Origin of the sequence: Amycolatopsis sp. WAC 01416, assembly GCF_003947485.1 — a bacterium.
Lineage (GTDB): Bacteria > Actinomycetota > Actinomycetes > Mycobacteriales > Pseudonocardiaceae > Amycolatopsis.
This window is the reverse complement of the sequence record NZ_QHHX01000012.1, coordinates 60,235-86,206: the sequence shown is the minus strand read 5'-3', so window position 1 is coordinate 86,206 and position 25,972 is coordinate 60,235. Positions and strand designations below refer to the sequence as shown.

Here is a 25,972-nt window from a genome sequence, read left to right as displayed (position 1 = left end):
TATCGCTCAGCTCAGGTGAACGTATTCATAGTCGAACGGTTTCCCGTTGATGCCCTGGCGTGGCGGCGCCACCCAGCTCGCGATCTTTCCTCGCTCGTACACCGGGTGCATCAGCGATCGGACGAAAGTCAGGTCTTCGGGAGTGGGCAGCCACTTGCGTTTGCCGGCCAGCCAGGTCCGCTCGTCGACAACGGTGCCGTCGGGCGTCACATGGTGGCCGGAGTTTATGCCGACTTCGCGATTGAATCCAGGGTGCGGGAGGACGAATCGAAAGTCGATCCCGGCCTCGTCGAGGATCTTGTTCCAGCGGTTGACCCCGGTCTGGCAGTCGGCGCGGTACTCCTCCCTCAGGTCGAGGTTCAGCAGCAGGATGGCCGGGAGTTCTTCGGTCCCCCAGGTGCCGTCGGCCCTCGGCTTCGACAGCGTTCCGGCGGCGTCGGTGAGCTTGTGGTCGTCCTTGCGGCGAGTCTCCTGCCAGCGGCCTTTCAGCCCGGCGGTGTAGTAGTTCGCCGCGTTGGTCGAGGTCTCGCCGCCGAACAGGTCGAGCGACACGGTGTAGTGGAAGTTGAGGTAACGCTGGATGACTTCCAGTGGGATCCCGCCGTGCCCGGCGATGTCGAAGGTGTCGTGCTCGCGGATCAGTTCGACACTGCGGGTGACCACCCGGTCGACCCCGGTGGTGCCGACGAACATGTGGTGCGCCTCTTCCTTGAGCATGAATTCACAAGTGCGGGAAAGCGGGTCGAAGCCGCTTTCCTTGAGGGTGCCGAGCTGGTACTTGCCATCGCGATCGGTGAAATAGGTGAACATGTAGAACGCGAGCCAATCCGCGGTCTCCTCATTGAAGGCGCCGAGGATCCGCGGGGCGTCCGGACTTCCGGAATTCCGGAGCAGCAACCCTTCCGCCTCATCACGACCTTCGCGGCCGAAGTAGGCGTGCAGCAGATACACCATCGCCCACAGATGACGGCCTTCTTCGACATTGACCTGGAAGAGGTTCCGCAGGTCGTAGAGGCTCGGCGCGGTGAGCCCCAGCAGTTTCTGCTGCTCGACCGACGCGGGTTCGGTGTCCCCCTGGATGACGATGAGCCGCTGCAGGTCGGCGCGGTACTCGCCGGGCACCTGCTGCCACGCCCGTTCGCCCTGATGCTCGCCGAAGGTGATGACGCGGTCCGGATCCGGCTCCGCGAGGAAGATCCCCCACCGGTAGTCGGGCACGTTGACGTGGTCGAAATGCGCCCAGCCGTCCCGGCCGACGCTGACCGCGGTGCGCAGGTACACGCCCTGCGTCTGCAGGGTGGGGCCCATTTCGCCCCACCAGTTCAGGAATTTCGGCTGCCAGCCCTCCAGCGCCCGCTGGAGCCGCCGATCACCGGAGAGGTCGACGTTGTTGGGAATCTTGGCGTCGTAATCGATCTTGGTGGGCATGAGCTGTTCAAACCCGCTTCCTGTCGAAGACGGCCTTCTGACCAGTACCGTAGCGACGCAACGCGCCCTCGGGACCGGATGCGTTCGGACGAGTGAAGATCCAGTTCTGCCAAGCGGCAAGGCGGCCGAAGATCTTGCTCTCCAGCGTCTCGGGGCCGACGAACCGGTGGTTCGCCTCCATTCCGGTCAAGGCATCCGGGCTGAGCGAAGCCCGTCCTTCCAGCGCGATCCGGATCTCGTCCTCCCAATCGAGGTCGTCCGGGGCGTCGGTGACCAGGCCGAGTTCGTCGGCCTCCGCCGGGTTCAGTGGCCGGTCGCGTACTTCCGCGAGCCTCGTGACGTGGCCAGGGTCGCCGAAGAACCGGGACTCCAGGCGCGTCAGGCCGTTGCCCATCGGGAAACGGCCGAAGTTGGCTTCGGACAACGTGATCGAGGCGCGTTCTTCACTTTCTTCGTCATCGATCGGCGGACCGTCCAAGATGTACTGCCGGTCCGCGGCGAGCGCGAGCTCCAGCAGAAGCCCGGCGAAGCAGCTACCAGGTTCGATGAGCGCGATCAGGCTGCGGCTGGTGACGTCGAGGCGCTTCAGCGTCCGCTTGAAGTAGTGGACGATTTCGTTGTTCAGACAGTCTTTCGCGTCGAACACGGCTCGCTCGTGTTCGAGAACCTTCGCAGGATCGCCTTCGGTGCGGAGTACCCAGGTGCCGAGTCCGGGTTCGTTGGTGCGCAGGCGAAGGATCGCGTCGTCCAGTTCGCGGGTGACGTCCAGTAGCCAGCCGTCGTCGTCCTCGGGCCCCTTGACGGTGATCGTCGCTTCCGTCTTGCCGCGGGCTATGTCGACGTAACGATGCTTGAGTGGCTTCAGTTCGACGCCTTCGCCGTCGAGCCGCTCGCTCGTCCGCGCGAAGTCCTTCGCCCTGGCCAACACGGCTTCGCGAAAACCCTGCCGCGGCACGAGTTCGTCGACCAGCCGCCAGTCGACGGCCGTCCGCCCCTTCACCCCGTCGGGGCGAGTGGCGAAGACGTCGGCGAGATCCCGCCGCACGCCGCGTTTGTCGACCACCCTGGTGAGCCCGCCGGTGCCGGGAAGAACGCCGAGAAGGGGCACTTCCGGCAGCGCCACGGTCGAAGAGTTGTCGTCGACCAGCAGGATCTTCTCGCAGGCGAGCGCGATTTCGTAGCCGCCGCCGGCGCAGGTGCCGTTGACCGCCGCGACGTAGATCTGCCCGGAGTGCGCGGCGGCGTCCTCCATCGCGTTGCGGGTCTCGTTGGTGAACTTGCAGAAGTTCACCTTCCATTCGTGCGACGACGACGCCAGCATGCGGATGTTCGCACCGGCACAGAAGACGTTGTCCTTCGCGCTGGTCACGATGACCACCCGGACCTCGGGATGTTCGAACCGCAGCCGCTGCGTCGCGTCGTACAACTCGATGTCGACGCCGAGGTCGTACGAGTTGAGTTTGAGCTCGTAACCCGGTACGAGACCCCCGTCGGCGTCGACATCGAGTTCGAGCCACGCGACGTCGCCGTCGGTGGACAGTTTCCAGTGCCGGTAGCCGCTGGGATGACGTTCGAACGTCACCGATGTGGTCCGCGTCACCCTTCCGATTGTCTACATGGCACTAACTACCGTCAATGTTATGTAGAAAGTTGGTCACGGAGCAGGTCGAGGAAACGAGCCCAGTCGCCACCTTTGCGGATGACCGACGACAGGGCGCCGACCAGCAGATAGACGTCGGCGACCGTGCAATCCGAACGAAGGAGGCCAGCGGCCTGATCGTGGGCGATGACCTCGGCGACCACGGCTTCAAGCCGCTCGCGAGCGGTACCGCGCGGCTCACTCCCCGGCCGCCCGCGGGCCGAATCGATGGCGGCGGTGAGCCCGCGATCGCGGGACAACAGCTCGCCGACATACCGGAAATAGCGCTCCAGACCGGAATCCTCCCCGAAGCAGTGCGCCCGGGCGTACTGCTCGATCTCCGCGAACCGGTGCTCCGCCGCCGCCTCGACCAGCGCCTGACGATCCGGGAAATGCCGGTACACCGTCCCTACGCCCACGCCTGCCGCGCGCGCGATTTCCGGCATCTGCACGTCGTCCCCGCGTTCGGCGAACAACACTCGCGCGGCGTCGACCACCCGAGCCCGATTGCGCTCCGCGTCCGCTCGCGGCTTGGTTGACAACCCGCCCTCCCTCACGATTAAGTGGAAACGGAATCCGCTTCCGTATGAAGGAGAGCATAACATGTCGAAGGACCGCTTCATCCTGCTCAAACCCGGCGAGGCCCGGCCCGGCCGCGTCCCGTTGCCGCCCGCGTTCAGCGTCAAGGCGATGACCGAGGACACCGAGACGAGGTTTTCGCTACTCGAGGTCACCGTCGCCATGGACATCCCGCGGCACGTGCACCACGAGGCCGACGAGTGCATCTATGTCCTCGAAGGCGAACTCGGCATCGATTTCGACGACGAGAGCCACATCGCGACCAAGGGCACGTTCGTCCTGCTGCCGCGCGGTGTCCCGCACGCCCTGCGACGCGTTTCCGAACCGCCTCGGGTTCTCCAGATCTCGTCTCCCGGCGGCTGGGAGCACTACCTGGAGGACCTGTTCGAAGCGGGGCCCGCCGTCTTCACCGATGGGGCGATCGATCCGGCGAAGATCAACCGGGTCGCCGCGCCCCATCGCATCACTTACGGCGGATGACCGTCACGCGGGCACGGGTGCCCGGTTGAGCTTCGCCGCCGCCCAGGTCACGAAGGCCCACAGCAGCAGCGCGGCCGCCGTGTCGGTGTAGATCGTGGCGAACCAGAAGGCCGGGATCTGCGGCACGGCGACCAGGAAGTGGCCGAGGCTCGCCAGCCCGGACAGCGAAAAGACCATCAGGAACGCGAGCGCCCGCCAGTAACGTCCGCGCAGGTAGTCGCGGTAGCCGAGCACGCCGAACGTCGTGAAGAGAACGTAGGCGACGACGACCAAGGTGGCGGCGACGCCCACCGAGATCCCCTCGACCTGCGGATAGTCCGCCGCCCTGATCACGTTGTGCGCGTAGTGCAACGTGGTGGACAGCAGCGTGAAGGCCAGAATCAGCCGCAACGCGGTGAGTCCCCGGTTCCGAAGAGCTTCCATGTTCGCCCCCTTGCGATTTGATAGATCGCTCTAGCGAGAGCGTAGCTCACGGTCCGGGGCAGGTGAAGGGGACTTTCGTCCCGTGCGCCGACCGACTGTGCCGGTGCGCGGATGGACGACTCACGTGACTGGGCGGACGACTCACGTGACTGGATGGACGACTCGCGGCGAAACCCTGCCGCACGTGTGTCGTCCGCCGGATCACGCGTGTCGTCCATCCAGTCACGCGAGAACGCCGGCTTGGCACGGCCGCGGCCTCTCGGCGGTCGGAATTGTCGGTGGGTGCGCGTAGACAAGGACGAGTGCCCGAACCGACCGTGCCCCTGATCGGGGTCGAGAACCTGAAGATGCCCGAATGGGCCACGGTCGACGAGACCGTGGCCGAAGCGGGGATGGTCAAGGCCATCCGCACGCTCCCGTCCGCGGTGGCCATCGTGCTGCGGCTGGCCTGGCGGACGTCGCCGCGGCTGACCCTGCTCGCCGGCGTCGTCCACCTGCTTTCGGGCTGTGTCACGGCGTTCGGCCTGCTCGCCACCGCGAACGTGTTCATCGCGTTGCTGGAGAACGGGCCGACGCCGGACAAGGTGCTGGAATCGCTACCCGCGCTGCTGGTCGTCGTCGGCACGTACGCCTTGCGCGCCCTGCTCGACACCGCGGTGGCCGCGGTCGAGGGGGCGCTTCGGCCGCGGGTCGTGACTTCGGCGGGCGACGAGGTCACCGCCGCGATGGTCCGGGTCCGGTTGCTGGCCTTCGAGGACGCCGATTTCCGGGAGCTGGCCAGGCAGGGCGCGCGGTACGGCGTCCGCTCGATCGAGATGAGCCTGCGCTGGGTCGCGGATCTGACCTCGGCGCTGATCTCGCTGGTCGCCGCGCTGGTGGCGGCCGGCTTGCTCAATCCGTGGCTCGCGCCGGTGCTGCTGCTCGCCGCGGTGGCCGACGGCTGGGCGGCGGCGAAGGTCGCGCGGCTGAACTACCGGCATTATCTCGACACCGTCGGCCGGAACATCCGGAAGGGCATCGTCGAGGAGGTGGCCACCTGGCGCACCTTCGCCCTCGAACGGCACGCCCTCACCTTGCAGGAGCCGTTGCTCCACGAGTACCGGCGGATCACCGAAAGCCTGATGCGCGAAGAGGTCCGGCTCGCGCATCGGAGCAACCTGGTCCGGCTGACCGGGCGCGCGGCGGCCGGGGTGGGCACCGCCATCGCGTATCTGGTGCTCGGCCTCCTCCTCTATACCGGGCAGATGGAGCTCGCCCTCGCCGGGACGGCCGCGCTCGCCATGCGGTCGGCGTCGAATTCGCTGTCCATCACGATGCACGCGGTGAATTCCCTGTACGAGGAGTCGTTCTACATCGCTTTCTTCCAGCGGCTGCTCGTGGAATCCGAGAAACGCAGCCCGGCGAAGGACGGCGTCGCCGCTCCGCCGGACCCGGCGGAGATCCGGCTGGAGAACGTCGGTTTCACCTATCCGGGCCAGGAAAACCCCGCCCTGCGGGAGGTTTCGCTGACCATCCGGCGCGGCGAGGTGATCGCCCTCGTCGGCGAGAACGGTTCCGGCAAGACCACCTTGGGCAAGCTGCTCACCGGGCTGTATCCGCCCTCGGAAGGGAAGGTGTTCTGGGACGACGTCGATCTCGCGGACGCCGATCACGAGTCGGTGCACGCCAATATCGCCGTGATCGCCCAGGATCCCGCCGAATGGCCGATGACGGCGGAGCACAACGTGACCGTCGGCAGGCTCGGCCGGGAGGACCCGGAACGCGCCGCGTGGCACGACGCAATCATCTCCTCGGGCGCCGACGAGGTGATCGAATCCTTGCCCGCCAAGGAGAGAACAGTGCTGTCCAAGAAGTTCAACGACGGGCAGGACCTCTCGGGCGGGCAGTGGCAGCGGATGGGCATCGCCCGCGGGATCTACCGCGACGCCGCCGTCCTGGTCGCCGACGAGCCGACGGCCGCGCTCGACGCGAAGGCCGAGGCACGGGTCTTCGCCGGTCTGCGGCACGCGAGCGTTTCCGGGGCGGGCAGGCGCACGACCATCCTGGTCACCCACCGGCTGGCCAACATCCGCTCCGCCGACCGGATCCTGGTACTGGAGAAAGGACGGCTGATCGAACAGGGCACGCACGCCGAACTCATCGAGGAAGGAGGCCTCTACCACGAGCTTTACGAAATCCAGGCCCGTGCGTATCGCGGCGAGTGAGCGGAAGAGATCGCCGAAGACGAGGGCACTCAGCGGGCCGCCGGGCCGGAGAGCCAGGCCGTTCACATCGAGGACACGTAGCCGTTTTCGCCGTCGCCGGTCACACTGTGCCGATGCCGGAGATGATCGCCGACGTGAACGGCGTCGAGCTGTGCCACGAGACGTTCGGACCGCCGGACGGCAGGCCGTTGCTGATGATCATGGGCCTGGCCTCGCAGATGATCTGGTGGGACGACGAGCTCTGCGAGAACCTCGCGGCCGAGGGGTTCTTCGTCATCCGCTACGACAACCGGGACGCCGGCCGGTCCAGCCGGATGACCGGGCGGGCGAGCCTGCCGCTCGCGTACGCCCTGCGCACGGCGCCGTACTCCCTGGCGGACATGGCGGGCGACGCCGCCGGACTGCTGACGAAACTCGGCGTCGAGAGCGCGCACGTCGTGGGCGCGTCGATGGGCGGGATGGTCGCGCAGACCCTGGCCGTCGAGTATCCGTCGCGGGTGCGTTCGCTGACGTCGATCATGTCGACCACCGGCAACCGGTTCGTCGGCCGGCCGAGCGCCAAGGCAATGGCGATGCTGCTTTCGGCGCCTCCGCGTGATCGTGCGCAGTACGTCGAGTCCTTGGTGCGCACCTTCCGCGTCATCGGCTCGCCCGGTTACCCCTTCGACGAGGCGCGGATGCGTGAACGCGCGGAGCGGTCGTTCGATCGCGGCGTGAATCCCGGCGGGACGGCGCGGCAGCTGGCTGCCATCGTTTCGAGCCGGGATCGCTTCCGCGCGTTGCGGAAACTCGATGTACCCGCGCTCGTCGTGCACGGTTCGAAGGATCCGCTCGTGCACGTTTCCGGCGGCCGGGCGACGGCCCGCGCGCTGCGGAAGTCCGAAGTGGACATCGTGCCCGGGATGGGGCACGACCTCCCGCGGGCGATCTGGCCGCGATTGACGCGTGGACTGCTCCGCACGGCCGACCGCGCCGACGTCAAGACCCGGCGAGCGTGATCGAGCCCAGATGCGAGAAGTGCGCCGCCACCCGTGAACCCGGGCGAATGTCGACGGCGTCGGTCATCCCGCCGGTGAGCACGATCCAGCCCGGCTCCAGCGCGAGCCCCCGGGCGCCGAGGGTGTTGGCCGCCAGCGCCAGTGCTTCCGCCGGATGGCCCTGCACGGCCGCGCCGGTGGCGGTGTCGACGATGGCGCCGTCGACCTCCAGAAGCGCCGCCTCCAGCGAAAGGTCCACTGTGGACGGATCGATGCCGACAGGGCCCAGCGTGAAGTACGCGGAGAAACCGTTGTCCGCCACGGCGTCCGGCAGCTTTCCCCGGTAGTCACGGTAGCGGCTGTCGACGATCTCGATGCCGCCGTGGACCCGGCTCACCGCCGCCATCGCGGTCGCCGCGGTCACGCCGGGGCCCGAAAGTCGTTCACCCAGCACGAAAACCAGCTCGGGCTCCGCACGCGGGTGGATCAGCGACGGCACCGGGACACCGGCGGGCAGGACCATGGCGTCGGTCAGCCAGGCGAGCAACGGCGAGTCGATCCCCATCCGCTGTCGCATCGCCTGAGAGGTCAAGCCCAGCTTGACGCCGATGAGCGTCTCGCCGCGTTCCAGCCTGAGCCGGAGCGCCTCGTCCTGGATCGCGTACGCGGTTTCGACGTCCAAAGCGGGCCACGAATCCGTCAGCGGCTCGCGTTCTTCCCCGGACAGCAGCGCTTCCGCCGCCTCCCGCACGTCAAGGCTCACGGCCGCTCCTCCCCGGAGAACTTCGCGGTGACACTGCCGAGCCCCGCCATCGTCGCGACCACGGTGTCGCCGGGGCTCACCGGGATCGCACGTGTCATCGAGCCCGGCAGCACGACGTGCCCCGGCTCCAGCGCGACGCCGAGCGGTCCGATCGTGTTCGCGAGCCACACCAGCGCGTTCACCGGCGAGCCGAGCACCGCGCCGCCGGCGCCGGTGGCCGCGATCTCACCGTTCTGGTGCAGCACACAGCCCACCAGCCGCAGGTCGACGTCGCCGATCGCGGTCGGCCTGCTGCCGAGGACGACCCCGCCGGAGGACGCGTTGTCCGCGATGGTGTCGACGATGCTGATCTTCCAGTCCTGGATGCGGGAATCGACGATCTCCAGCGCCGGGACGACGAAGTCCACCGCCCGCAGCGCGTCCGCCACCGTGACCCCTGGCCCGCACAGCCGCGAGCCGAGCACGAACGCGATCTCCGGTTCGATCTTCGGCTGCAGGAACCCGTCGATCGGGATCGGCTGGTGTTCGAGGTGGAACATCGAACCGGTCAGATGGCCGTAGTCGGGCTGGTCGACGCCCATCTGCCGCTGCATGGCGGCGGACGCGAGGCCGACCTTGTGCCCGCGCACACCGTCGCCGCGTTCGGCCCAATGGTGGACGAGCCGCTGCTGGATGCGGTACGCGTCCTCCAAGGTCGCGGCGGGATACGTCTCAATGAGGGGCGCGATCGGCTTGCCGGTCTCGTACGCGCTGAGCAGCGCGGCCGCGGCCTCCTGCAGCGTGCTGGCGTCCATGGGCTCCTTCCGACAGTCGGACTCTGCCCCGTCACCGATGCCCGCACAAGACGCCCGTTCCACTGGCCGGTACGAACAGATTAGGCCGAAAGTGGCTTGTGCGACCCCGATCATCACCTAGCCTGCTCCCATGTCCGATTGGACGCTCTCACGGGCGAAGGCCAGGGTCGACCGCCGCGAAGAGCTCGACGAGCTCACCGCGCGCATCCGCTACGAGGTGCGGGTGCACCTCAACGAGCCCACCGCGCACAACGCCTACGACGAGTTGACCGACGTCTTCGCCATCGGGCACGCGGAGTGTTCGGCGCTGCTCAAGCACCGCCGTGTCCTGCCGCTGTGGGAGCGGCTGCTGCTCCAGCGCTACACCCGGCGTCTCTACGGCAAGGCCGTCTCCTCGACCATCGGTGACCTCCCCGCCGACGCGGGACCGGCGCCCGCGGCCGCGTTCGGCCCGGAGATCGCCTCGCTGACTCCTGATTCCGGCGACACCGGCGCGAAGTTCGACCTGCAGGGCCGCGGCCTGGTCAACGTCTTCCGGATCGCCGCCGGGCGGCACGGCGAGAGCTGGCCGGACCGCCACGACGTCGCGACGACATCCGCGCGAAGCATCCTGACCTGTTCGACGGTGTTCCTGCGGCGTCGCGCCTGGCACGTCGTCTGGCCGGTGTACCGGGTGCGCGGCCTGCGGCTCTGGAAACTCTAGGAATTCACGGCCGCCCGCCGTCGTTGAACCCGGTATGACCGATCGCGCCACCGAGATCCTCGCCGGATCGAAGACGATCGCCGTAGTGGGGCTGAGCCGTGATCCGGCCAAGGCCTCGCACGGCGTCGCCGCCGTACTGCAGGCACACGGGTTCCGGATCATCCCCGTCCACCCTTCGGCCGACGAGCTGCTTGGCGAAAAGGTCTACCGCTCCCTCACCGACATCCCGGAGCCGGTCGACCTGGTCGACGTCTTCCGCCCGTCCGAAGACACCCCGCCGATCGCCGAACAGGCCGTCGCGATCGGTGCCAAGGCGCTCTGGCTGCAACAGGGCATCGTCTCCGCCGAGTCCCGCCGGATCGCCGAAGAAGGCGGTCTGGCCTATGTCGAAGACCGCTGCACGGCCGTCGTCCGAGCGGTCGCGAATCTGTCGGTGCGTTAGAAACGTACTTCGAGCCGAACTCTCGCCGCGATTTTCCGGCGAGGGTTCTTTCATATCCGTGAACAGAAAAATGACCCCTGAAGTCATACGCCGAATCGGAACCCGCCGAACGGATTGGGCCGAACCGGTGATCTTGACCGAACCGCCCCGAACAGGGAAAACTTGTCCGGTAGCCACTTTGTTAAGAAACCTTCCCAACGTCGGGCCGAGCTGTTAACGTCCGAACCCGCTTAGCGGAAACAGGTGCCGATCATCGGTACCCCGGTCCAACGGAGGGGCGAAGTGGGCACACCACGAGGCCTGGATTCCAGTGGCACACTCGAGCGCGGACTAGCGGTCCTCGAGCACGTCGGCAAGAACCAGGAGATTTCCACCAACGCGATCGCCAGGCAACTGGGTCTCTCCCGGAGCGCCGCGTACCGCATCGTCGGCACCCTCAAGAACCTGGAATACCTCGAAGCCGATCGCGCCACCGGCCGCGTGCGGCTCGGCACCCGGCTGGTCGAACTCGGCGCCCGCGCGATGGCGGCGACCGATCTCCACCGCTGCGCGCCGCGCTATCTCGCGTCGCTCGCCGAGCGGAGCGGCGAGACGACGTACCTCGCCGTCCCGGACAACGACACGATGGTCTACGTCGCCACCGAACGCAGCGCCAACGCCGTCACCCTTGCCTGCCGTCTCGGCACCCGCCGTCCGCAGCACGCGACCTCGCTGGGCAAGGCGTGGCTGGCGGCGCTGCCCGAACAGGACCGCGTCGAACGCATCCGCCGGATGAAACTCGACAGTCTCACGCTCAAGACGATCAACGATCCGGTCCGGCTGCTCGACGACCTGGCGAGGACGAGCCGCCGCGGCTGGGCCGTGGACGACGTCGAAAACGAACCGGACGTGGGCTGCGTGGCCGCCGCCGTCCGCGACCACACCGGACGGCCGATCGCCGCGATCAGCATCGCGGGCCCGGCTGGGCGGGTGCTCCGCCGCACCGACGAACTGGGTGCGACGGTGGCAGGCACCGCGGCCGCGCTTTCGCTCCGGCTGGGTTACGTCCGCGCGCAAAGGGGCTGAGGTGGGCTGGGTCCAGGACTACCAGCCGGCGGGCGGGCTGTGGGTGTCCGCCGCGCTGGCGGCGCTGCCGATCGTCGTGCTGCTGGTGACGCTGGGAGTCCTGCGCAGATCCGCGCATCTCTCGGCGGCGCTGGCGCTGATCACCGCGCTGCTGGTCGCGGTACTGCTGTACCGCATGCCCGCGGGGCTCGCCTTCGATTCCGCGGCCATGGGGCTGGTGTTCGGGGTGTGGTCGGTGGCCTGGATCGCGTTCCACGCCGTGTACTTCCACAATGTCACCGTCGCGACCGGACGGTTCGACCACATCAAGGCGGTCCTCGCCGGATTCAGTGAGGACCGCCGTCTCCAGGCGTTGCTGATCGCGTTCGGGTTCGGGGCGCTGCTGGAGGGGATCGCGGGCGGTGGCTCGCCGATCGCGATCACCGCGGCGATGATGGCCGCACTCGGTTTCCCGCCGGTGAAGGCGGTCGTGCTCGCGTTGCTGGCGAACACCGCGCCGGTCGCGTTCGGCGGCCTCGGCAATCCGCTGATCGTGCTCGGCAGGCTGACCGCGCCGATCCTCGACATGAACTCCGAACAGGCGACGGAACTGTTCTCGTCGATGGTGGGCCGCCAGCTGCCCTTTCTGGCGCTGATCGTCCCCGGGTTCCTGATCGTGGTCCTCGCGGGCTGGAAACGGATGATCGAGGTCTGGCCCGCCGTGCTGACCGCGGGCCTGTCGTTCGCGGTCATGCAGTTCGTCACCTCGAACTTCATCAGCCCGAGCCTCGTCGACGTCGTCGCCGCGCTCGCCGCGATGGCCTCGCTGTGGATACTGACGCGCTTCTGGCAGCCGTCGGCGATTTGGCGTTTCGACGGCGAAGAACCGGTGAAGGCCGGGGCGAGTCTCGGCGCGGCGAAAGCCGGGCGAGGCGCGCTGTACGCGTGGGCGCCGTACATCGTCCTGATCACGGCGATCTTCCTTTCCCGGATCGGCACGATCTTCAAGGACCTGCCCGAATGGCTGGACCTGACGAAGCTGCTGCACAAGGCCGATTGGGTGTTCGCGTGGCCTGGGCTGCACAAGGAGGTCGTCCAGCACGCGCCGATCACGCCGAAGGACACCCCGTACGCGGCGACGTTGACCGTCGATTTCCTTTACTCGCCAGGAACCGTGGCCCTGATCGCGGCGATCGTGGCAGGGTTCGCGATGGGCGCGAAACCGCGGCTGCTGCTGGCCACCTACCGCCGGACACTGCACCAGATGCGGTGGGCGCTGGCGACGATCTTCATGATCCTCGCGATCGCGTTCGTCATGAACTACTCGGGTGCGACGCAGACCCTCGGTCTCGCGCTGGCGACCACCGGGGTGCTGTTCCCGTTGTTCTCCGCCTACATCGGCTGGCTGGGCGTCTTCCTCACCGGATCGGACGCGTCGACGAACAGTCTCTTCGGGCCGATGCAGGTGATTTCCGCGCAGCAACTGCACGTCGACCCGATCCTCGCCGGTGCCACGAACACCTCCGGCGGCGTGATGGGCAAGATGATCTCGCCGCAGAACCTGTCGATCGGCGCCACCGCGATCGGGCGGTCCGGACAGGAAGGCGCGCTGCTGCGGCAGACGTTCCTGTGGTCGGTCGCGCTGACCGCCGTGGTCGGGGTCATCGCGCTGCTGCAGGCGACCGTGCTGGAGTTCATGATCCCGTCGTGAACGAGAACACGGGAATGTCCACAATGGTCACCCGATCTTTACCGGCCATTGGGCTGGATGGATGAACACCAGGTTCGTTCACCGGAATGGGAACTACCGTTGTCCTCATGCCCATGACGCTGATCAAAGGTACGTTCCAGCTTGTCGGAGCCTCACCGGACGGCGATTCGGTGCGGTTCTATCCCGATGATCCCCAGGCGACCAAGAAGGCGGGCCTGAAGGTCCGGCTCAATTCACGGGGCGGGATGCAGTTGCGGCTCGACGCGATCGACGCGCTCGAAACGCATTACCAGGCCAGGGGAACCGGCGGGATGTGGCATCAGCCCGCGGAATTCGCCGACGCCGCCGCGGCGAACCTGCTGAAGGTCCTCGGCTTCAAAACGGTCGAACGCGATGAACGGGGAAGGGTCACTTCGGCGACTCCGATCAAGGTACCGGGTCACATACTGACGCGATTCGCCGACAAATACGGACGAGCGGTGGCGTTCGCCTTTCCCGGGCAACGGCCGGGAAGGTCCGCGGACCTTTCCAAGGTCCATCTCGACGTCAAAACGCTGAAGAACTCCGCGAACTACCGGCAGGTCGCGGCCGGCCTCGTCTACCCGACGTTCTATTCGCTGCTGTACCCCGATCTTCGTGACGCCTTGGCCGAAGCCGCGGGCAAGGCCCGCCAGGACGGGCGCGGGCTGTGGCCGCAGGACGTCACGAACTCCGGGTTCAAGCTTTCGTCACGACGGCAACTGGCCGACGAACTGGTGATCCTGCCGAAACTGTTCCGCAGGCTCGTCGACTACCTCGCGCTCGACGAAAGCGGCGGGGTCTCGCTCACCGGCTTCTCCGACTTCCTCGATTCCCGCAACGACCGCCTGTTCACCGTCCCGGACGGGCACGCCACGGAATTCGAGACCTTGGTGAGCGTGAAGCGGCAGACCGTGAACCTGACGACCGAGCCCGAGCGGATCGTCTTCATCGAGGCCTGAAGCGGCCCGTGTCGGCAAAAAGACCGTACCTCCCTCCCCCTCCGCCGTGCTCATCTGAAAGGTGGGAGAGGGAGCCGATGCAAGGACACGGTTCGCGGCGGCCGCTGGAGGCCGGCGGGCGGACGGAGACAGCCTCGAAGCTGGTCGACGTCGTCCGCGTCCTGGTCGTGCGCTACTGCCGGGCGCGGATCGGACGTCGTTCCGGCACCTACGACATCGCCGACGCGATCGCGAAGGACAGCTGCCGCGAGATCGTCGCCGGAGTGGCCGGGGCATCCGTGCTTCTCACGTTCGCCTACGACGTCACGCGCGGCCTCGTCGACGACTTCCACCGGAGCACCGCCGAACTGCCGAACCCGCTTTCGGGCCTGCCTGGCCAGCAGCGCGAGATCATGGTGCTGCGGTCGCTCGTCGGGCTTTCCGCCGAAGACACCGCGCTGGCGCTCGGCTGCACCGTCCAGGCCGTCCGGCTGGGCCAGCACCGGGCCTTGTCCGCGCTGCGCCCCACCCCCGCCTGACGCGCCCCCATCGCAATTCGTCACCTACTTGCGCCGGGATCGAACGCAAGTAGGTGACGAATTGCGAAGGGGTCAGGGGGTGCACTCGGCCGCGCGGTTCAGCAAGAGGGTGCGCTCCCGATCGTTCCCGGTCATTTCCGCCGCGCGCTCGAACTCGGCGCGGGCCTCGTCCAGACGGCCGAGCTTCGCCAGGAAGTCGCCGCGCACGCTCGGCAGCAGGTGGTACGCCTTCAGCGCGGGCTCCGACGTCAGCTTGTCGACCACCGCGAGGCCCGCTTCCGGCCCGACCGCCATCGACAGCGCCACCGCGCGGTTCAGTTCGATCACCGGCGACGGGTTCAGCTTCCCGAGCCCTTCGTACAAGATCGCGATGCGCGCCCAGTCGGTCTCCTCGCCCGTCCGCGCCCGCGCGTGGCAGGCGGCGATGGCGGCTTGCGCGGCGTAGACGCCGAAAGCGCCGTCCGCGAGTGACTCGGCGAGGTCCAGCGCGGCGAGGCCGCGGCCGATCAGGAGCCGGTTCCATTTCGTCCGGTCCTGATCCAGCAGCAGCACGGGTTCGCCGTTCGGCCCGACGCGCGCGGCCGACCGCGACGCCTGGATCTCCATCAGCGAAACGAGCCCGTGCACCTCGGGTTCCTTCGGCATCAGCCCGGCCAGGATCCGGCCGAGCCGCAGCGCTTCCTCGCACAGCGCCGGCCGCATCCAGTCCTCGCCCGCCGTCGCGGAGTAGCCCTCGTTGAAGATCAGGTAGATCACTTCGAGCACCGACTCCAGGCGCGCGACGCGATCGGCCCCCTCCGGCACCTCGAACGGCACCTTGGCGTCGGCGAGCGTCTTCTTCGCGCGGACGATGCGCTGTGCGATGGCGGTCTCCTTGGCGAGGAACGCCCGCGCGATCTCGTGCGTCTGGAGCCCGCCGATCATCTTCAGCGTCAGCGCCACCCTGGCTTCGGTGGAAAGCACCGGATGGCAGGCGGTGAACACCAGCCGCAGCAGATCGTCCTCGATGTGGTCGTCGAGGCCCGCGGTGAAGTCGGGTTCCTCCTCGAACTCCTGCTCGCGGCCGATCTCGCCGAGCTTCCGTTCGTAGCGCTCGTTGCGCCGGAAGGTGTCGACGGCCCGGCGTTTGGCCGTGGTCATGAGCCAGGCACCCGGATTCCTCGGGACGCCCGACTCCGGCCACTGTTCGAGCGCGGCGACCAGCGCGTCCTGCGCGAGTTCCTCCGCGAGGCCGACGTCGCGCGTCATCCGCGCGAGGCCGGCGATAAGGCGGGCCGACTCGATCCGCCACACCGCGTCGATCGCCGACCGGGGGTCTGCTGTTGCCGTCACGCCGACCAATCAACATCGTCGGCGTGACGACCGCAACCCTGACGCGGCCTAGTTCGCCTCGGCCTGTTCCCGCAGCTTCTGCTCGTGCTCGACGATCTCGGGCGTGGCGTTGTCGAAGTCCTCCATCTCGGCGACCCGCCGGATCTCGATCTCGCCCTCGCGGAACGGCGCGCGCTTCATCCATTCGATGACCTCGGCCTTGTCCTTGACCTGCAGGATCCAGAAACCCGCGATGAGCTCCTTGCTCTCGGCGAAAGGACCGTCGACGACCCTGGCCTCGGTGGTGCCGGAGTACTGGATGCGGACACCGTCGGCGCTGGGGAGCAGTCCTTCACCCGCGAGCATGACGCCCGCCTTCACCAGCTCCTCGTTGAACTTCCCCATCTCCTGCAACTCCTCGGCACTCGGCTGAGCACCGGCCACGTCGGTCTTCTCGTCGCTCTTGACAATCACCATGAACCGCATCTGAGTCTCCGTTCCCGGCGGGGCTCGTCCCCTGCCACATCAACGCGTCGATCGGGCACCCCCGGTTTCGACACGGTCCCCGAACTTTTTTCCGCGAGTATTCGAGCAGCCGGAAAACCGCAGGTCAAGCATGCATGGGAGAATGCCGAACCGTGTCCGCACTCCCCGAAACCCTCCGCTCCGCCCTCGACGAGGAGCTGGGCAAGTACCCGCAGACCAGGCTGACGCAGTCCGTCGAGCGGCTCAGCACGCGCTACCGCGAGAACAACCCCGCGAGCGCGCCCATCCTCTCCTCCGAGGTCGACATCGCGGCGTACGCGGGCTACCGGATGCCGGCCACGTACGCGGCCGTACACGCCGTTCTCGCCGAAGCCGCCCTCCGCACTCCCGGGTTCGCTCCGCGCACGCAGATCGACGTCGGCGGAGGGACCGGTGCGGCGATCTGGGCGGCGGCCGACGTGTGGCCGTCGCTGGAGGAGAGCACCGTCGTCGAACAGGTCCCCGGCGCGATCGCGCTGGGCCGCCGGCTCGCGGGGAACGCCGGTGGCAAGGCTGTCCGCGGCTCGACCTGGCAGCGCGGCCTGATCGACCCGGCCGCACCCGCGCCGGACGCCGATCTGGTGACCCTTTCCTACGTCCTCGGTGAGCTGCCCGAAGCCCGCCGGGCCGACACGGTCCGCTGGCTGTCGGCGAAGGCCGGGATGCTGGTGCTGATCGAACCCGGCACGCCAGCGGGCTACGAACGGATCGTCGAAGCGCGGGATCAGCTCGTCGAACTCGGGCTTTCCCTCGTCGCGCCCTGCCCGCACGAAGGCGCGTGCCCGATCCCGCGCGGCAAGGACTGGTGCCATTTCTCCGCGCGCCTCCCGCGCACCGGCCTGCACCGCCAGCTCAAGTCCGGGACGCTCGGCTTCGAGGACGAGAAGTTCTCCTACGTCGTCGCCTCACGCACGGCGCCGGAACGGGCCGAAGGCCGGATCCTGCGGCATCCGGCCAAACGCAAGGGCATGGTCAGCCTGACTCTGTGCGCCGAAACCGGGCTCACCGAAACGATCGTCACCAAACGGCACGGCGACGCCTACCGCGAGGCCCGCGACGCCGAATGGGGTGACGCCTGGCCCGCCCGCTGACCGCCAGGCCTGTGCCCCCAATGTGGCATTGGAGGCGCTGAGCGTCCCCAATGCCACATTGGGAGCACCGGGGACCGCTCCGACCGCTGGTTCCGCTGAGCCGGATCTCGCGTGTTTCCAGCCGTAACTCACGTGTCTGGAGGCGTAACTCGCGTGTCTGGACGCGTAACTCGCGTGTCTGGAGCCGTTACGCCTCCAATCACGGGTGTTACGTCTCCAATCACGCGAGTTACGCCTCCAGTCACATGCCGATCCCGTCACGCGACACGCTCACCGCGTGACTGCCCTCAAGGGGGCCTTCACGGACCTCGCCGAGCCGGATTCCCGATGACGGCGAGCAGCGCGCCCAGCGCCGGATTGTCGTTGCCCCTCCGCCACATCAGTTCGAGTTCCACCGGACGGCCTTCGACCCCGCCCACCGGGCGGAGCACGACGCCCTCGAACCGCAGCGCGGCGGCCGCGGCAGGCACCAGCGCGACACCGAGGGCCGCCTTCACCAGCGCGAGCACCGTATGCACCTGGCAGGGGTATTGCGTGTAGTCCGGCAGCACCCTGGCGGCGCGGAACACCGCCACGAGCAGATCGTGGAAGTACCGGCCCTCCGACGGCGAATACATGATGAACGGCTCACCGTCGAAGTCGCGGACGTCGGGATTCTTCTTGCGCCGCGCCAACGGATGCGCGGACGGCAGCGCGGCCAGCAGCGGCTCCCGCCAAAGCGGCAGGGTCACGACGTCGGCACCGGTCACCGGCGGCCGGACCATGCCGAGATCGATCCCGCCTGCCAGCAATTCCTCCACCTGTGCCGCCGTCACCATTTCCCGCAGCACGAGATCGACGCCGGGCACCTCGGCGTTCGCCGCGGCGATGACGCGGTCGAGATACGAATAGGCGGCGGTGGCGGTGAACCCGAGTGTGACGACGCCGACCTCGCCTTTCTTCGCCCGGCGGGCGTACAGCGTCGCCTCCTGCGCCGAACGCAGTATCTTCCTTGCCTCGGCGAGAAAAACCCGTCCGGCGGGTGTCAGCCGGACCATGCGGTGCGTACGGTCGAAAAGCTCGACCCCCAGTTCGCGCTCCAGTAACTGGATCCGCCTGCTCAACGGCGGCTGGGTCATCGAGAGCCGTTCCGCCGCCCGGCCGTAGTGCAGTTCCTCGGCCACCGCGACGAAACTCACCAGCTGTTCCAGGGAGAACACCCATCCAGTCTAGGTATCACCGGCAGGCGGACAAGCGCCGAATCGGTATCGTTCAGCGCGGGATGTCCACTGTGCGGTCGATGATCCCGGTCGCCACGGAATGGATCTTGCGATTGTTGCTCCGCGCGTAGGCGCGCAATACGCCGAACGCGTCGTCGACCGAAACCCGCAGCCGTTCGGCGAGCACCCCTTTCGCCTGTTCGATGATCACCCGGCTGTTCAGCGCCGTTTGCAGTTGTGCGGTGATGGTTTCCTGTCTTTGCAACAGCCGGTGGTGCAGGATGCCGATCGTGGCGATGTCCGCGAGCGCCTGCCCCAGCCTCAATCCGGCGTCGTCCAGCGAAGCGGGGCGGGTGCCGAACAGGTTCAGCGCGCCGATCACTTCGTCCCGGCGGCGCATCGGCAACGCGTACACGGAGCGGAATTCCGCGTCTTCCGCCGCGCGGGAGAACTTCGGCCAGCTTTCGCCCGTGAGCGTGAGATCCGGGCAGACCACCGGCTCGGCGTGCCGGTAGCAGTCCAGGGACGGCCCCTCGGAGTTCCGCAATTGGAACAGTTCGAGTGTGCGGGTCTGTTCGTCGGACGCGGCCACCATGGTGAGTGTGCCGTGCGCGTCGGCGAGCAGCAGCCCGGCGGTGCAGACGCCGAGCAGTTCGACACATCTGAACGCGAGCAGGTCGAGGAACTCGATGAGATCGAAATCGTCGACAAGGGTGTCCGCCAACTGCACGAAGGTTTCCCGCAAGCCTGCCGCGAGGTCGGTCATCGTTTCTGATATCTCCTTAGGCACGCGTCCGTCATGACTCGGACCGGAAGGTGATCCGGCGCCGCACCACGTCCATGGCGACCTCGTCGAGGTTCCGGCCACTGGCGTAGGCGTGGGCACGCAAGCGGGCGAGCGCGTCCACCGGCCCGATGCCGAGCTGGACCGACACCATTCCCGCGGCCTGATGCACCCGGTCGTGGTGTCCGGCGAATTCGCGATCGATCACTTCGGCCAGACCGGGCCCGCCGGTACCGACATCGGCGAGGGCGATCACCGCGTCGGCGCAAACGAGTGCCTCCGCCTGTCCTTCCCTCGACGGGAACCCCGCGAGTTCGCGATAACAGTCGACGACACCCAATTTGATCGAACCCGTCCGGATCGGCACCGCGATGATCGATTTCACGCCTCTGTCGATCGCTTCCGGCGCGAACATCGGCCATCGGAGTGCTGTCTCCGAACTGGTCACATCGGTTACGACGAGGAGCATACCGCCGCGCACCACCTCCCATGCCGGGCCTTCGCCCAAGGTGAACTGCAGGTCTTCCAATTCGCGGCTGCGTTCGTCGGTGGCGAAGAATGGCTCGGCGACTCCTCCGCCGACGGCGAGGGTCAGCCCGACACCGGCCGCTTCGAGGACGTTTCCGCAAACGACGCAGGCGTGTTCCACGGAAACCGCCGAATCTGTTTCCGAAGCGAGAAAACTCATCTTCGCCCAGACCAGCGCCGTGCGATCACGCCGTCGAAACCCCATGGCGCCTCCCCGGCATTGTCCGGTCTCGGACGAGCCCGCCGGGGCCAGGGCGAACAGCGCGGACCACTCGTCGGCGCCATGCCGATTCTCCCATGTCTTCGTCCTTTTGCCGCGCCCGCCACCTCGTCTCCGGCACCAATGCGGTGCTCCGAAGAGACGAACGGACGACCAGGACGGCGGCAATCGTCCGTTCAGCCGGTTTCGGTCCCCCGGTCCGCCCCTAGGGTGGAACGCGAGACCGCTCGTCCCGGCCCCCGGCGAACGGCGCTCGTCGGCGAGCTCTGGAGGGGCAATGTGCGTTCGCATTCTCGAGACCCGGGCCAAACGGGGGAATCCCTTCCTCCGGCTACTGGTCCGTATTCAGCTCAAGGCGTCCCGGCGCTGAGCGCGGGCGCGCAGCCTGCTGATCGCCCGGTGTTTGGTCACCCGTACGCGTGACGACGTCGTACCGAGCGCCGCGGCGGTCTCGTTCGACGTCAGTTCGCCGATCACCCGCATCCCCAGCACTTCCCGGTGGGAGACGGGCAGTATCCGCATGAGCCTGCCGAGCCGGACGCCGAGGTCGGTCCGCAGGGCACGCTGCTCCGGTTCGTCGGCGGCCACCGCCGGACGTTCGGGGAGTTCACCGGTCAGCACCTGTTTGCTCCGCGATGCCTTCCGGAAGGCGTCGGCGACCTTGTTCGCCGCGATGGCGCGCAGGAGGAACAGGAAGGAGCCGCCGCGCAGGCCGTGCCCGGGAACCGCGACGAAGACCGCGAGGCAGATCTCCTGCGCCACGTCGGCCGGTTCGAGATAGGTCAGGTCACGGCCGCCGAGGCGGATCTCGGCGTACTTCCGCGCCCACGCGTTGACGGCGGCCATGAGGTCGTCCATCCCGTGCGGCCCGCCGTCCGTCGCCGCCTTGGCCAGGCCGTCCCAGCAGGCGGGGGAAATCCACGTCTCACCGCCGCCGGTTCCTCGCATCGGAAAATCGTCGTTCATGTCCCGCTCCCACGGATGAGAAAATCCAGCCGCCGAGGTCCAGGACGGAACGCGGACAACGGTAGTCGAGAGGACCGGCCACCTCAATCGACGAAGGTCCGCGACCAATTGTCCACCCCGGCGCAAAACCGGACAGATTCCCACCAGTGGTCTGGACAACTCCCGGCCCGGCGCCGTAACTTCCCGTGCTGAGACGCCTCGCCAAGGTCACACCCAGGCCGGGAACGCGCCCCCGGCCGACATCCGCAAGCACCGCCGCGGCACGTTCGCGTTCCGCGGCGGGATTCCGCCGAGGAGTGAACTGTGCGCATCCGCAAGAAGATCCGGCGCGTCTTGACCGCGTTGGCGGTCGCCCTGCCCCTGGTCACCGGGGTTTCGGCGCTTTCGGCGCCCACCGCGGTCGCCGCGGGCCCCGATCCGCTGCCGTTGACCGTCACCAACAATTCGAACCGCTCCGACGCGGTTCACCTCTACGTGCTCGGCACGAACCTCGACACCGGCAAACTCGGCTACGTCAACGCCGCCGGTGCCTTCACCCCATGGCCGGCGGGCGCGAATCCGCCGAGCCCCGCGCCGGACGTCGCGATCGCGGGCCCCGGCAACGGCGGCTCGACCACGCTGCGGATCCCGCGGATGCTCTCGGGCCGCGTCTACATGTCGTTCGGGCAGAAGATCAAGTTCTTCCTGACCCCGGACGGGCTGGTACAGCCGGCGCCGTGGGCCGACGGTGACCCGAACCGCGACATCCTGTTCGACTGGAGCGAATTCACCTACGACAACGGCGGGCTGTTCATCAACAGCTCGCAGGTCGACATGTTCAGCGTGCCGCACGCCGTCGGGCTCACCAACGGGGCAGGCACGAACAAGGAGGCCGGACGCCTCAAGGCGGGCGGCCGCGAGGCGATCTTCAACGCCGTCCAAGGACAGTCCGGTTTCTCGAACCTGGTGTACAACCGGCTGCGGGTCCTCGCGCCGGGCAAGGGGCTCGACACCGGCAAATTCGGTGCGAACTACCTCGACGGCTACGTCACGAGCGCCTGGAACACCTACAAGTCGACCCCGCTGACCGTGGTCCCGTTCGAGGCCGAACCCGGCAAGAAGTTCACCGGCCGGACCGGCGGGGACGACGTCCTGCGCTTCACCGACACCTCGGGCGCGACGGTGGCGTCGTTCAGCAAGCCGAGCACCCGCGACGTCTTCAACTGCGACGGACGGCTGCACGCGCCGAACGACCAGGTCGTCGGCCCGATCGCGCGGACGCTGTGCGCGGCGCTGCACCGCTCGACCCTCGGCTCCCTGCACACGCAGCCGACCTACGACGCGGGCCAGTTCTACAAGCAGCCCGTGACCGACCACTACTCGCGGATCGTGCACGAGCAGATGGTCGACGGGAAGGCGTACGGATTCGCCTTCGACGACGTCGGGCACTTCGAGTCGCTGGTGCACGACGGCGACCCGCGTACCGCACGGATCATCCTGACCGCGTTCTGAGGCTCGTGCAGGTGGCGTGCCGACGGGCCTCGCCACGGGGTCGTGAGTGGCGATTCGGGTTCTAACCCGAATCGCCACTCACGACCAACCCGACCCACTCCCGATCCGCCAGGCCGACATGCCGATCCCGCTCGGCTCGAGCGAGAACTTCGGCGGCTCGGGGGTGCTGAGGCGTTCCAGCTCCTCAGGCGTGTACCGCACGCATTTCCGGTGCCATTCCAGGATGCCGGCCATCCAGTCCTTCATGTTGTCCGCGTACCTGGTCAGCACCGCGCGGGCGTCGTCGTCGAGCGCGAGGTCGTCGCACATCCGCGGCAGGTCCTCGTCGGCGAGCTGCTCGAACTGGTCCATCCGCGCGTTCATCAGCCGGGCGGCGATGTCGCGGGCCTCGATCCGGTCGACCTCCAGGAAACGCTCGACGACGTAGACGAGGTTGTGCACCTCGCCCTCGTATTCGATCTCCTTCTGATAGGAGAAGAGGTCGTTGGCGAAGGTCGCGTAGTCCTGGGCGGCGGTGTCGAGTTCGAACAGCACCCGGTTCTGGTAGATCTCCGGCGGTACGACGTCGCCGAGCCGGAGCCGGGCGAGGCTCTTCGTCAGATCCGAACCGAACGTCCGCCGCCGCATCTCCACGTAGTCGACCGGGTCGGGGACACGGTTCTGCGCCTGGTTCGCCACCTCCCAGACCCAGCTCGCGGTCATCCTCTCGATCGCCTGCCGGAACTCGGCCCGCGCGGGCGGGGTCAGCGGTCCGGCGGTGCGGTCCCACAGGTCCTCGAGGCCACGCTCGACCGGGTTCGACGGCTTCGGCACCGGCTCGCCGTCGAGCGGCATGAAAAGGGAAAGGCGGTCATTGCACAGTTTCGCCGCGACGGGGTCCCTTCTCATCCCGAAGACGACCGGGAAGTAGTCGTCGCCGTAGGTGCCCCAGGTCAGCCAGTCCGACGACAGCTTGAGCTGGTCGAGATCCGAGTCCGCGTGGATCATCGCGGCGCAGTGCGGCAGGTCGATGCCGCGCATCCGGCGCTCGTCCCAGATCCCGCCTTCCTCGAACATCCCCATCTCCCGCGCCCAGCCCGGCGCGTACTCGCGGGCCGCGGCGAGATGCGGGCTGGTGCGCACGGGGTACGGCATGCGGAATTCCGGCAGCGGCAGATGCCCCACCTTCGCGAACGGCGGCGGCGCCTGCTGCCGCACCCGCTGGACCAGCCCCAGCCTTCCCGGCGAGAGCCGCAGCGATCCGGTGCCGAGCCCGCTCGGCCCGTTGGCGCCGGACACCGGGCCCTCGTTCATGTACCGGCTCGACCGCGCGTGCCATTCGTGACCGCCGGACTGCCAGTCCTGCAGGCCTTTGACATACAGGCCGACCCCGACCTGTTCGGCCAGTGACACGTCGCGTTCGGCCAGCAGCGCGGGCACTTCGACGAGAGCGGTGTTCTCGAACTGCTGCAGCCGCGAGGTCAGCAGGTCGTTGGTGAGTTCGGCGGCCTCCTGCGTCGGCCGGCCGAGGAACTTCTCGAAGACGAGGACGGCGTTGGAGTTCTCCCCCTCTTCGCGCACTTCTCGTTGGTAGGAAAAGAGATCGTTGCGAAGGTGGACGGCGTCGGCGAAGGTGTCGCGCAGGACCTCCATCGGCCTGGTCGCCGCGATCTCGTCCGGCACTTCGGCGCCGACGGCGTACTCGATCAGGTTCGCCGACCATGGCGCGCCGCCGACGCGACGGCGCATCTGGATGTATTCGATGGGATTCGCGATCCGGCCGCGGTCGATGTTGTCCAGTTCCCAGAGCGATTCGACCATGAGGTTGTGCGTGCTGGTGACGAAACGCCGCCGCCAGGCTTCCGACATCGAGGGAATGGTGCGCGCCCAAAGATCCTTGAGCCCGGCTTCGGCGGGATTTTCCGGCTCCGGAGAGGTTTCCCCCGGTCCGGTCATGAACAGTTCCAGCCGGTCCAAATATGCTTTCGCACCCTCGGTGTTCCGGGTGTACTTGAATTGCGCGAGGAAATCGTCGTCGAAGAAGAACACCCAGACGTACCAGTCCGTGACCAGATCGAGGGACGGCCCGTCACAGTCCGGATGGGTGTGCGCGCAGAGCAGCGCGTAATCCATTTTCGCCAGCGCCTGCTCGGTCCAGACGACGTCACCGGACGGGGCGGGTGAATCGAGCATGCCCCTTTGCCTGGCCCACGCCATACTGTGCGTTCGCGCCGCTTCGAGGTGCGGATTCATCCTGGCCGGATGCGGCACGTAGAACTCGGGCAAGGTGAAAGCCTGCATCGGCGACGGCCTCCCGCGGGTGTCGGATATGCCCCGACGTTTCCAGCCCGCGGCGGTTCCGGGCAACGACCACCCGAGGGATTCGGTGTGCCATGGAGTGAATCAGTCCCAGATGGACGCCGAATCGACATACGGCGCGAGCAATCCGCTCAATACCCGGTCACCGTTCCCGTTCAATTCGTCCTCGGCGATCCGGCGGGCGACGCCGACCAGGAAATCGGCGGCCTGCACCCGCGGATCGGTCCGCGAATCCACGAACCTCACCCCGGCCGAACCCGGGCTCGACTCGATCCGGGCGAGCCGTTCACCCTTGAGCGACGGTTGTTCGTCGTGGACGAGGAACACCCGTTCCCCGCCCGCGCTCCAGTACTCGACGGCGCGGAGGATCGCGGGCACCAGCGGATCGAGGGGCTTGGCGTCACGCGCCTCGGCGACCTTCGCCCGCAGTTCCGCGGTGTCCCCGACCATCGCGAAGAACGACCCCGTCGCCGGATCCCGGCGGTTCCTGGTCCTCAGCACGTCGTTGAAGGCGGCGAGGAGTTCGTCGTCCGGCCGGACCTGGAGGCCGACGAGTGCGCGGAGTTCGTTCGCCAGCAGCAGTTTCTTGTCCACGAGGTACACGTGCGCACGCCCGTGGACCGGGCCGCGCGGGCCGAGGAACCATTCGAGGACCCGCCGGTGCTTCGTGCGGAGGAGGTGGTTGGCCTTGTACTCGAGCGCGGGCGAGCGGATCCTGCGCCGCAGTTCGGCCAGGCAGGCCGCGGCCTCTTCGGGGCTCAGCCGGACCCCGGCGTGCGCGAAGACGTCGGTCTGCCCGCCGATCAGCTTCTCGCCCTCGGACCCGGACTCGTCACAGGCGATCTCCAAGGGCACGTCGCGCATCGTGCCCGAT

Annotated in this window: 25 protein-coding genes; 11 read left to right on the top strand and 14 right to left on the bottom strand. The window is 67.8% G+C overall.

Translation table 11 applies throughout. The features are described from left to right. Positions 1-6 precede the first annotated feature (6 nt). The 3 genes from boxB to DL990_RS35095 are packed head-to-tail and all read right to left on the bottom strand — an operon-like array spanning position 7 to position 3,609. Positions 7-1,428 (bottom strand): benzoyl-CoA 2,3-epoxidase subunit BoxB, encoded by a 1,422-nt coding sequence (gene boxB / locus DL990_RS35105; RefSeq protein ID WP_125801287.1) that lies wholly within the window; start codon positions 1,426-1,428, stop codon positions 7-9. 7 nt (positions 1,429-1,435) lie between these two features. Next, positions 1,436-3,028 (bottom strand): 2,3-epoxybenzoyl-CoA dihydrolase, encoded by a 1,593-nt coding sequence (gene boxC, locus DL990_RS35100; protein WP_125801286.1) that lies wholly within the window; start codon positions 3,026-3,028, stop codon positions 1,436-1,438. 38 nt (positions 3,029-3,066) lie between these two features. Beyond that, a complete protein-coding gene (locus DL990_RS35095; protein ID WP_233620670.1) occupies positions 3,067-3,609 on the bottom strand; it encodes a TetR/AcrR family transcriptional regulator in 543 nt (180 codons plus the stop codon). A 61-nt stretch (positions 3,610-3,670) separates the two neighbouring features. Here DL990_RS35095 and DL990_RS35090 point away from each other — a divergent pair, with 61 nt between their 5' ends. Beyond that, positions 3,671-4,126: a cupin domain-containing protein gene (locus DL990_RS35090; RefSeq protein WP_125782238.1), complete on the top strand. Its 456-nt coding sequence runs from the start codon at positions 3,671-3,673 to the stop codon at positions 4,124-4,126. A 3-nt stretch (positions 4,127-4,129) separates the two neighbouring features. Here DL990_RS35090 and DL990_RS35085 read toward each other — a convergent pair whose 3' ends face one another. Beyond that, complete coding sequence (locus DL990_RS35085; protein WP_125782240.1) at positions 4,130-4,549, bottom strand: hypothetical protein; 420 nt, start codon at positions 4,547-4,549, stop codon at positions 4,130-4,132. Positions 4,550-4,851: 302 nt separating this feature from the next. On the opposite strand from DL990_RS35085, the gene DL990_RS35080 reads away from it, so the two are divergent. Next, a complete protein-coding gene (locus DL990_RS35080) occupies positions 4,852-6,753 on the top strand; it encodes an ABC transporter ATP-binding protein (RefSeq protein ID WP_199746728.1) in 1,902 nt (633 codons plus the stop codon). Between the two features lie 113 nt (positions 6,754-6,866). Then, positions 6,867-7,751, top strand: coding sequence for an alpha/beta fold hydrolase (locus tag DL990_RS35075; RefSeq protein ID WP_125801285.1), 885 nt, complete (start codon positions 6,867-6,869; stop codon positions 7,749-7,751). Here the strand turns inward: DL990_RS35075 and DL990_RS35070 are convergent. Both DL990_RS35070 and DL990_RS35065 read right to left on the bottom strand, forming a co-directional pair. After that, positions 7,732-8,493, bottom strand: a complete 762-nt coding sequence (locus DL990_RS35070) for a 2-keto-4-pentenoate hydratase (RefSeq protein WP_199746727.1) — start codon at positions 8,491-8,493, stop codon at positions 7,732-7,734. The two genes, DL990_RS35075 and DL990_RS35070, sit on opposite strands and share 20 nt — an antisense overlap. Next, entirely contained in the window at positions 8,490-9,287 is a 798-nt protein-coding gene (locus DL990_RS35065; RefSeq protein WP_125801284.1) for a 2-keto-4-pentenoate hydratase, read from the bottom strand. Before DL990_RS35065 ends, DL990_RS35070 begins: the two co-directional genes overlap by 4 nt. Before the next feature lie 130 nt (positions 9,288-9,417). Here DL990_RS35065 and DL990_RS35060 point away from each other — a divergent pair, with 130 nt between their 5' ends. The 6 genes from DL990_RS35060 to DL990_RS42335 all read left to right on the top strand — a co-directional run bounded on the left by DL990_RS35060 (position 9,418) and on the right by DL990_RS42335 (position 14,685). Continuing rightward, entirely contained in the window at positions 9,418-9,990 is a 573-nt protein-coding gene (locus DL990_RS35060) for a hypothetical protein (RefSeq protein WP_125782246.1), read from the top strand. A gap of 34 nt (positions 9,991-10,024) precedes the next feature. Then, entirely contained in the window at positions 10,025-10,432 is a 408-nt protein-coding gene (locus DL990_RS35055) for a CoA-binding protein (protein WP_125782248.1), read from the top strand. Between the two features lie 282 nt (positions 10,433-10,714). Next, entirely contained in the window at positions 10,715-11,497 is a 783-nt protein-coding gene (locus DL990_RS35050) for an IclR family transcriptional regulator (protein ID WP_125782250.1), read from the top strand. A gap of 1 nt (position 11,498) precedes the next feature. Next, positions 11,499-13,187, top strand: coding sequence for an L-lactate permease (locus DL990_RS35045; protein ID WP_125801283.1), 1,689 nt, complete (start codon positions 11,499-11,501; stop codon positions 13,185-13,187). A gap of 107 nt (positions 13,188-13,294) precedes the next feature. Then, on the top strand, positions 13,295-14,167 hold the full coding sequence (locus DL990_RS35040) for a nuclease (RefSeq protein WP_125801282.1): 873 nt from the start codon (positions 13,295-13,297) through the stop codon (positions 14,165-14,167). Positions 14,168-14,244: 77 nt separating this feature from the next. Beyond that, positions 14,245-14,685, top strand: a complete 441-nt coding sequence (locus DL990_RS42335) for a sigma factor-like helix-turn-helix DNA-binding protein (RefSeq protein ID WP_125801281.1) — start codon at positions 14,245-14,247, stop codon at positions 14,683-14,685. Between the two features lie 72 nt (positions 14,686-14,757). On the opposite strand, the gene DL990_RS35030 is transcribed toward DL990_RS42335, so the two are convergent. Then, positions 14,758-16,026, bottom strand: coding sequence for an RNA polymerase sigma factor (locus DL990_RS35030; protein ID WP_125782257.1), 1,269 nt, complete (start codon positions 16,024-16,026; stop codon positions 14,758-14,760). A gap of 39 nt (positions 16,027-16,065) precedes the next feature. Further along, complete coding sequence (locus DL990_RS35025) at positions 16,066-16,482, bottom strand: YciI family protein (RefSeq protein ID WP_125782259.1); 417 nt, start codon at positions 16,480-16,482, stop codon at positions 16,066-16,068. Positions 16,483-16,616: 134 nt separating this feature from the next. On the opposite strand from DL990_RS35025, the gene DL990_RS35020 reads away from it, so the two are divergent. Then, a complete protein-coding gene (locus tag DL990_RS35020; RefSeq protein ID WP_125782261.1) occupies positions 16,617-17,612 on the top strand; it encodes a small ribosomal subunit Rsm22 family protein in 996 nt (331 codons plus the stop codon). A gap of 299 nt (positions 17,613-17,911) precedes the next feature. On the opposite strand, the gene DL990_RS35015 is transcribed toward DL990_RS35020, so the two are convergent. From DL990_RS35015 to DL990_RS35000, 4 genes are all read right to left on the bottom strand, one after another. Next, entirely contained in the window at positions 17,912-18,811 is a 900-nt protein-coding gene (locus tag DL990_RS35015) for a LysR family transcriptional regulator (protein WP_125782263.1), read from the bottom strand. A 52-nt stretch (positions 18,812-18,863) separates the two neighbouring features. After that, positions 18,864-19,577: a GAF and ANTAR domain-containing protein gene (locus tag DL990_RS35010; protein WP_125782265.1), complete on the bottom strand. Its 714-nt coding sequence runs from the start codon at positions 19,575-19,577 to the stop codon at positions 18,864-18,866. Between the two features lie 31 nt (positions 19,578-19,608). After that, positions 19,609-20,328 carry a GAF and ANTAR domain-containing protein gene (locus DL990_RS35005; RefSeq protein WP_125782267.1) on the bottom strand — a complete coding sequence of 240 codons (720 nt, stop codon included), beginning with the start codon at positions 20,326-20,328 and terminating at the stop codon, positions 19,609-19,611. Positions 20,329-20,688: 360 nt separating this feature from the next. Further along, positions 20,689-21,309, bottom strand: a complete 621-nt coding sequence (locus tag DL990_RS35000; RefSeq protein WP_125782269.1) for a sigma-70 family RNA polymerase sigma factor — start codon at positions 21,307-21,309, stop codon at positions 20,689-20,691. 303 nt (positions 21,310-21,612) lie between these two features. Between DL990_RS35000 and DL990_RS34995 the strand changes: the two genes are divergently transcribed. Next, a complete protein-coding gene (locus tag DL990_RS34995; protein WP_125782271.1) occupies positions 21,613-22,800 on the top strand; it encodes a beta-1,3-glucanase family protein in 1,188 nt (395 codons plus the stop codon). Positions 22,801-22,878: 78 nt separating this feature from the next. Here the strand turns inward: DL990_RS34995 and DL990_RS34990 are convergent, their stop codons facing one another. Continuing rightward, a complete protein-coding gene (locus DL990_RS34990; protein ID WP_125801280.1) occupies positions 22,879-25,080 on the bottom strand; it encodes a germacradienol/geosmin synthase in 2,202 nt (733 codons plus the stop codon). Between the two features lie 102 nt (positions 25,081-25,182). Beyond that, positions 25,183-25,962 carry a DUF3800 domain-containing protein gene (locus DL990_RS34985; protein WP_125786060.1) on the bottom strand — a complete coding sequence of 260 codons (780 nt, stop codon included), beginning with the start codon at positions 25,960-25,962 and terminating at the stop codon, positions 25,183-25,185. Positions 25,963-25,972: the final 10 nt, after the last annotated feature.

Coding starts and splice junctions, on each gene's coding strand:
- boxB (WP_125801287.1), bottom strand. CDS start 1,428: ATGCCCACCAAGATCGATTACGACGCCAAGATTCCCAACAACGTCGAC.
- DL990_RS35090 (WP_125782238.1), top strand. CDS start 3,671: ATGTCGAAGGACCGCTTCATCCTGCTCAAACCCGGCGAGGCCCGGCCC.
- DL990_RS35085 (WP_125782240.1), bottom strand. CDS start 4,549: ATGGAAGCTCTTCGGAACCGGGGACTCACCGCGTTGCGGCTGATTCTG.
- DL990_RS35075 (WP_125801285.1), top strand. CDS start 6,867: ATGCCGGAGATGATCGCCGACGTGAACGGCGTCGAGCTGTGCCACGAG.
- DL990_RS35065 (WP_125801284.1), bottom strand. CDS start 9,287: ATGGACGCCAGCACGCTGCAGGAGGCCGCGGCCGCGCTGCTCAGCGCG.
- DL990_RS35060 (WP_125782246.1), top strand. CDS start 9,418: ATGTCCGATTGGACGCTCTCACGGGCGAAGGCCAGGGTCGACCGCCGC.
- DL990_RS35055 (WP_125782248.1), top strand. CDS start 10,025: ATGACCGATCGCGCCACCGAGATCCTCGCCGGATCGAAGACGATCGCC.
- DL990_RS35040 (WP_125801282.1), top strand. CDS start 13,295: ATGCCCATGACGCTGATCAAAGGTACGTTCCAGCTTGTCGGAGCCTCA.
- DL990_RS42335 (WP_125801281.1), top strand. CDS start 14,245: ATGCAAGGACACGGTTCGCGGCGGCCGCTGGAGGCCGGCGGGCGGACG.
- DL990_RS35025 (WP_125782259.1), bottom strand. CDS start 16,482: ATGCGGTTCATGGTGATTGTCAAGAGCGACGAGAAGACCGACGTGGCC.
- DL990_RS35020 (WP_125782261.1), top strand. CDS start 16,617: ATGGGAGAATGCCGAACCGTGTCCGCACTCCCCGAAACCCTCCGCTCC.
- DL990_RS35010 (WP_125782265.1), bottom strand. CDS start 19,577: ATGACCGACCTCGCGGCAGGCTTGCGGGAAACCTTCGTGCAGTTGGCG.
- DL990_RS35005 (WP_125782267.1), bottom strand. CDS start 20,328: ATGGGGTTTCGACGGCGTGATCGCACGGCGCTGGTCTGGGCGAAGATG.
- DL990_RS35000 (WP_125782269.1), bottom strand. CDS start 21,309: ATGAACGACGATTTTCCGATGCGAGGAACCGGCGGCGGTGAGACGTGG.
- DL990_RS34990 (WP_125801280.1), bottom strand. CDS start 25,080: ATGCAGGCTTTCACCTTGCCCGAGTTCTACGTGCCGCATCCGGCCAGG.
- DL990_RS34985 (WP_125786060.1), bottom strand. CDS start 25,962: ATGCGCGACGTGCCCTTGGAGATCGCCTGTGACGAGTCCGGGTCCGAG.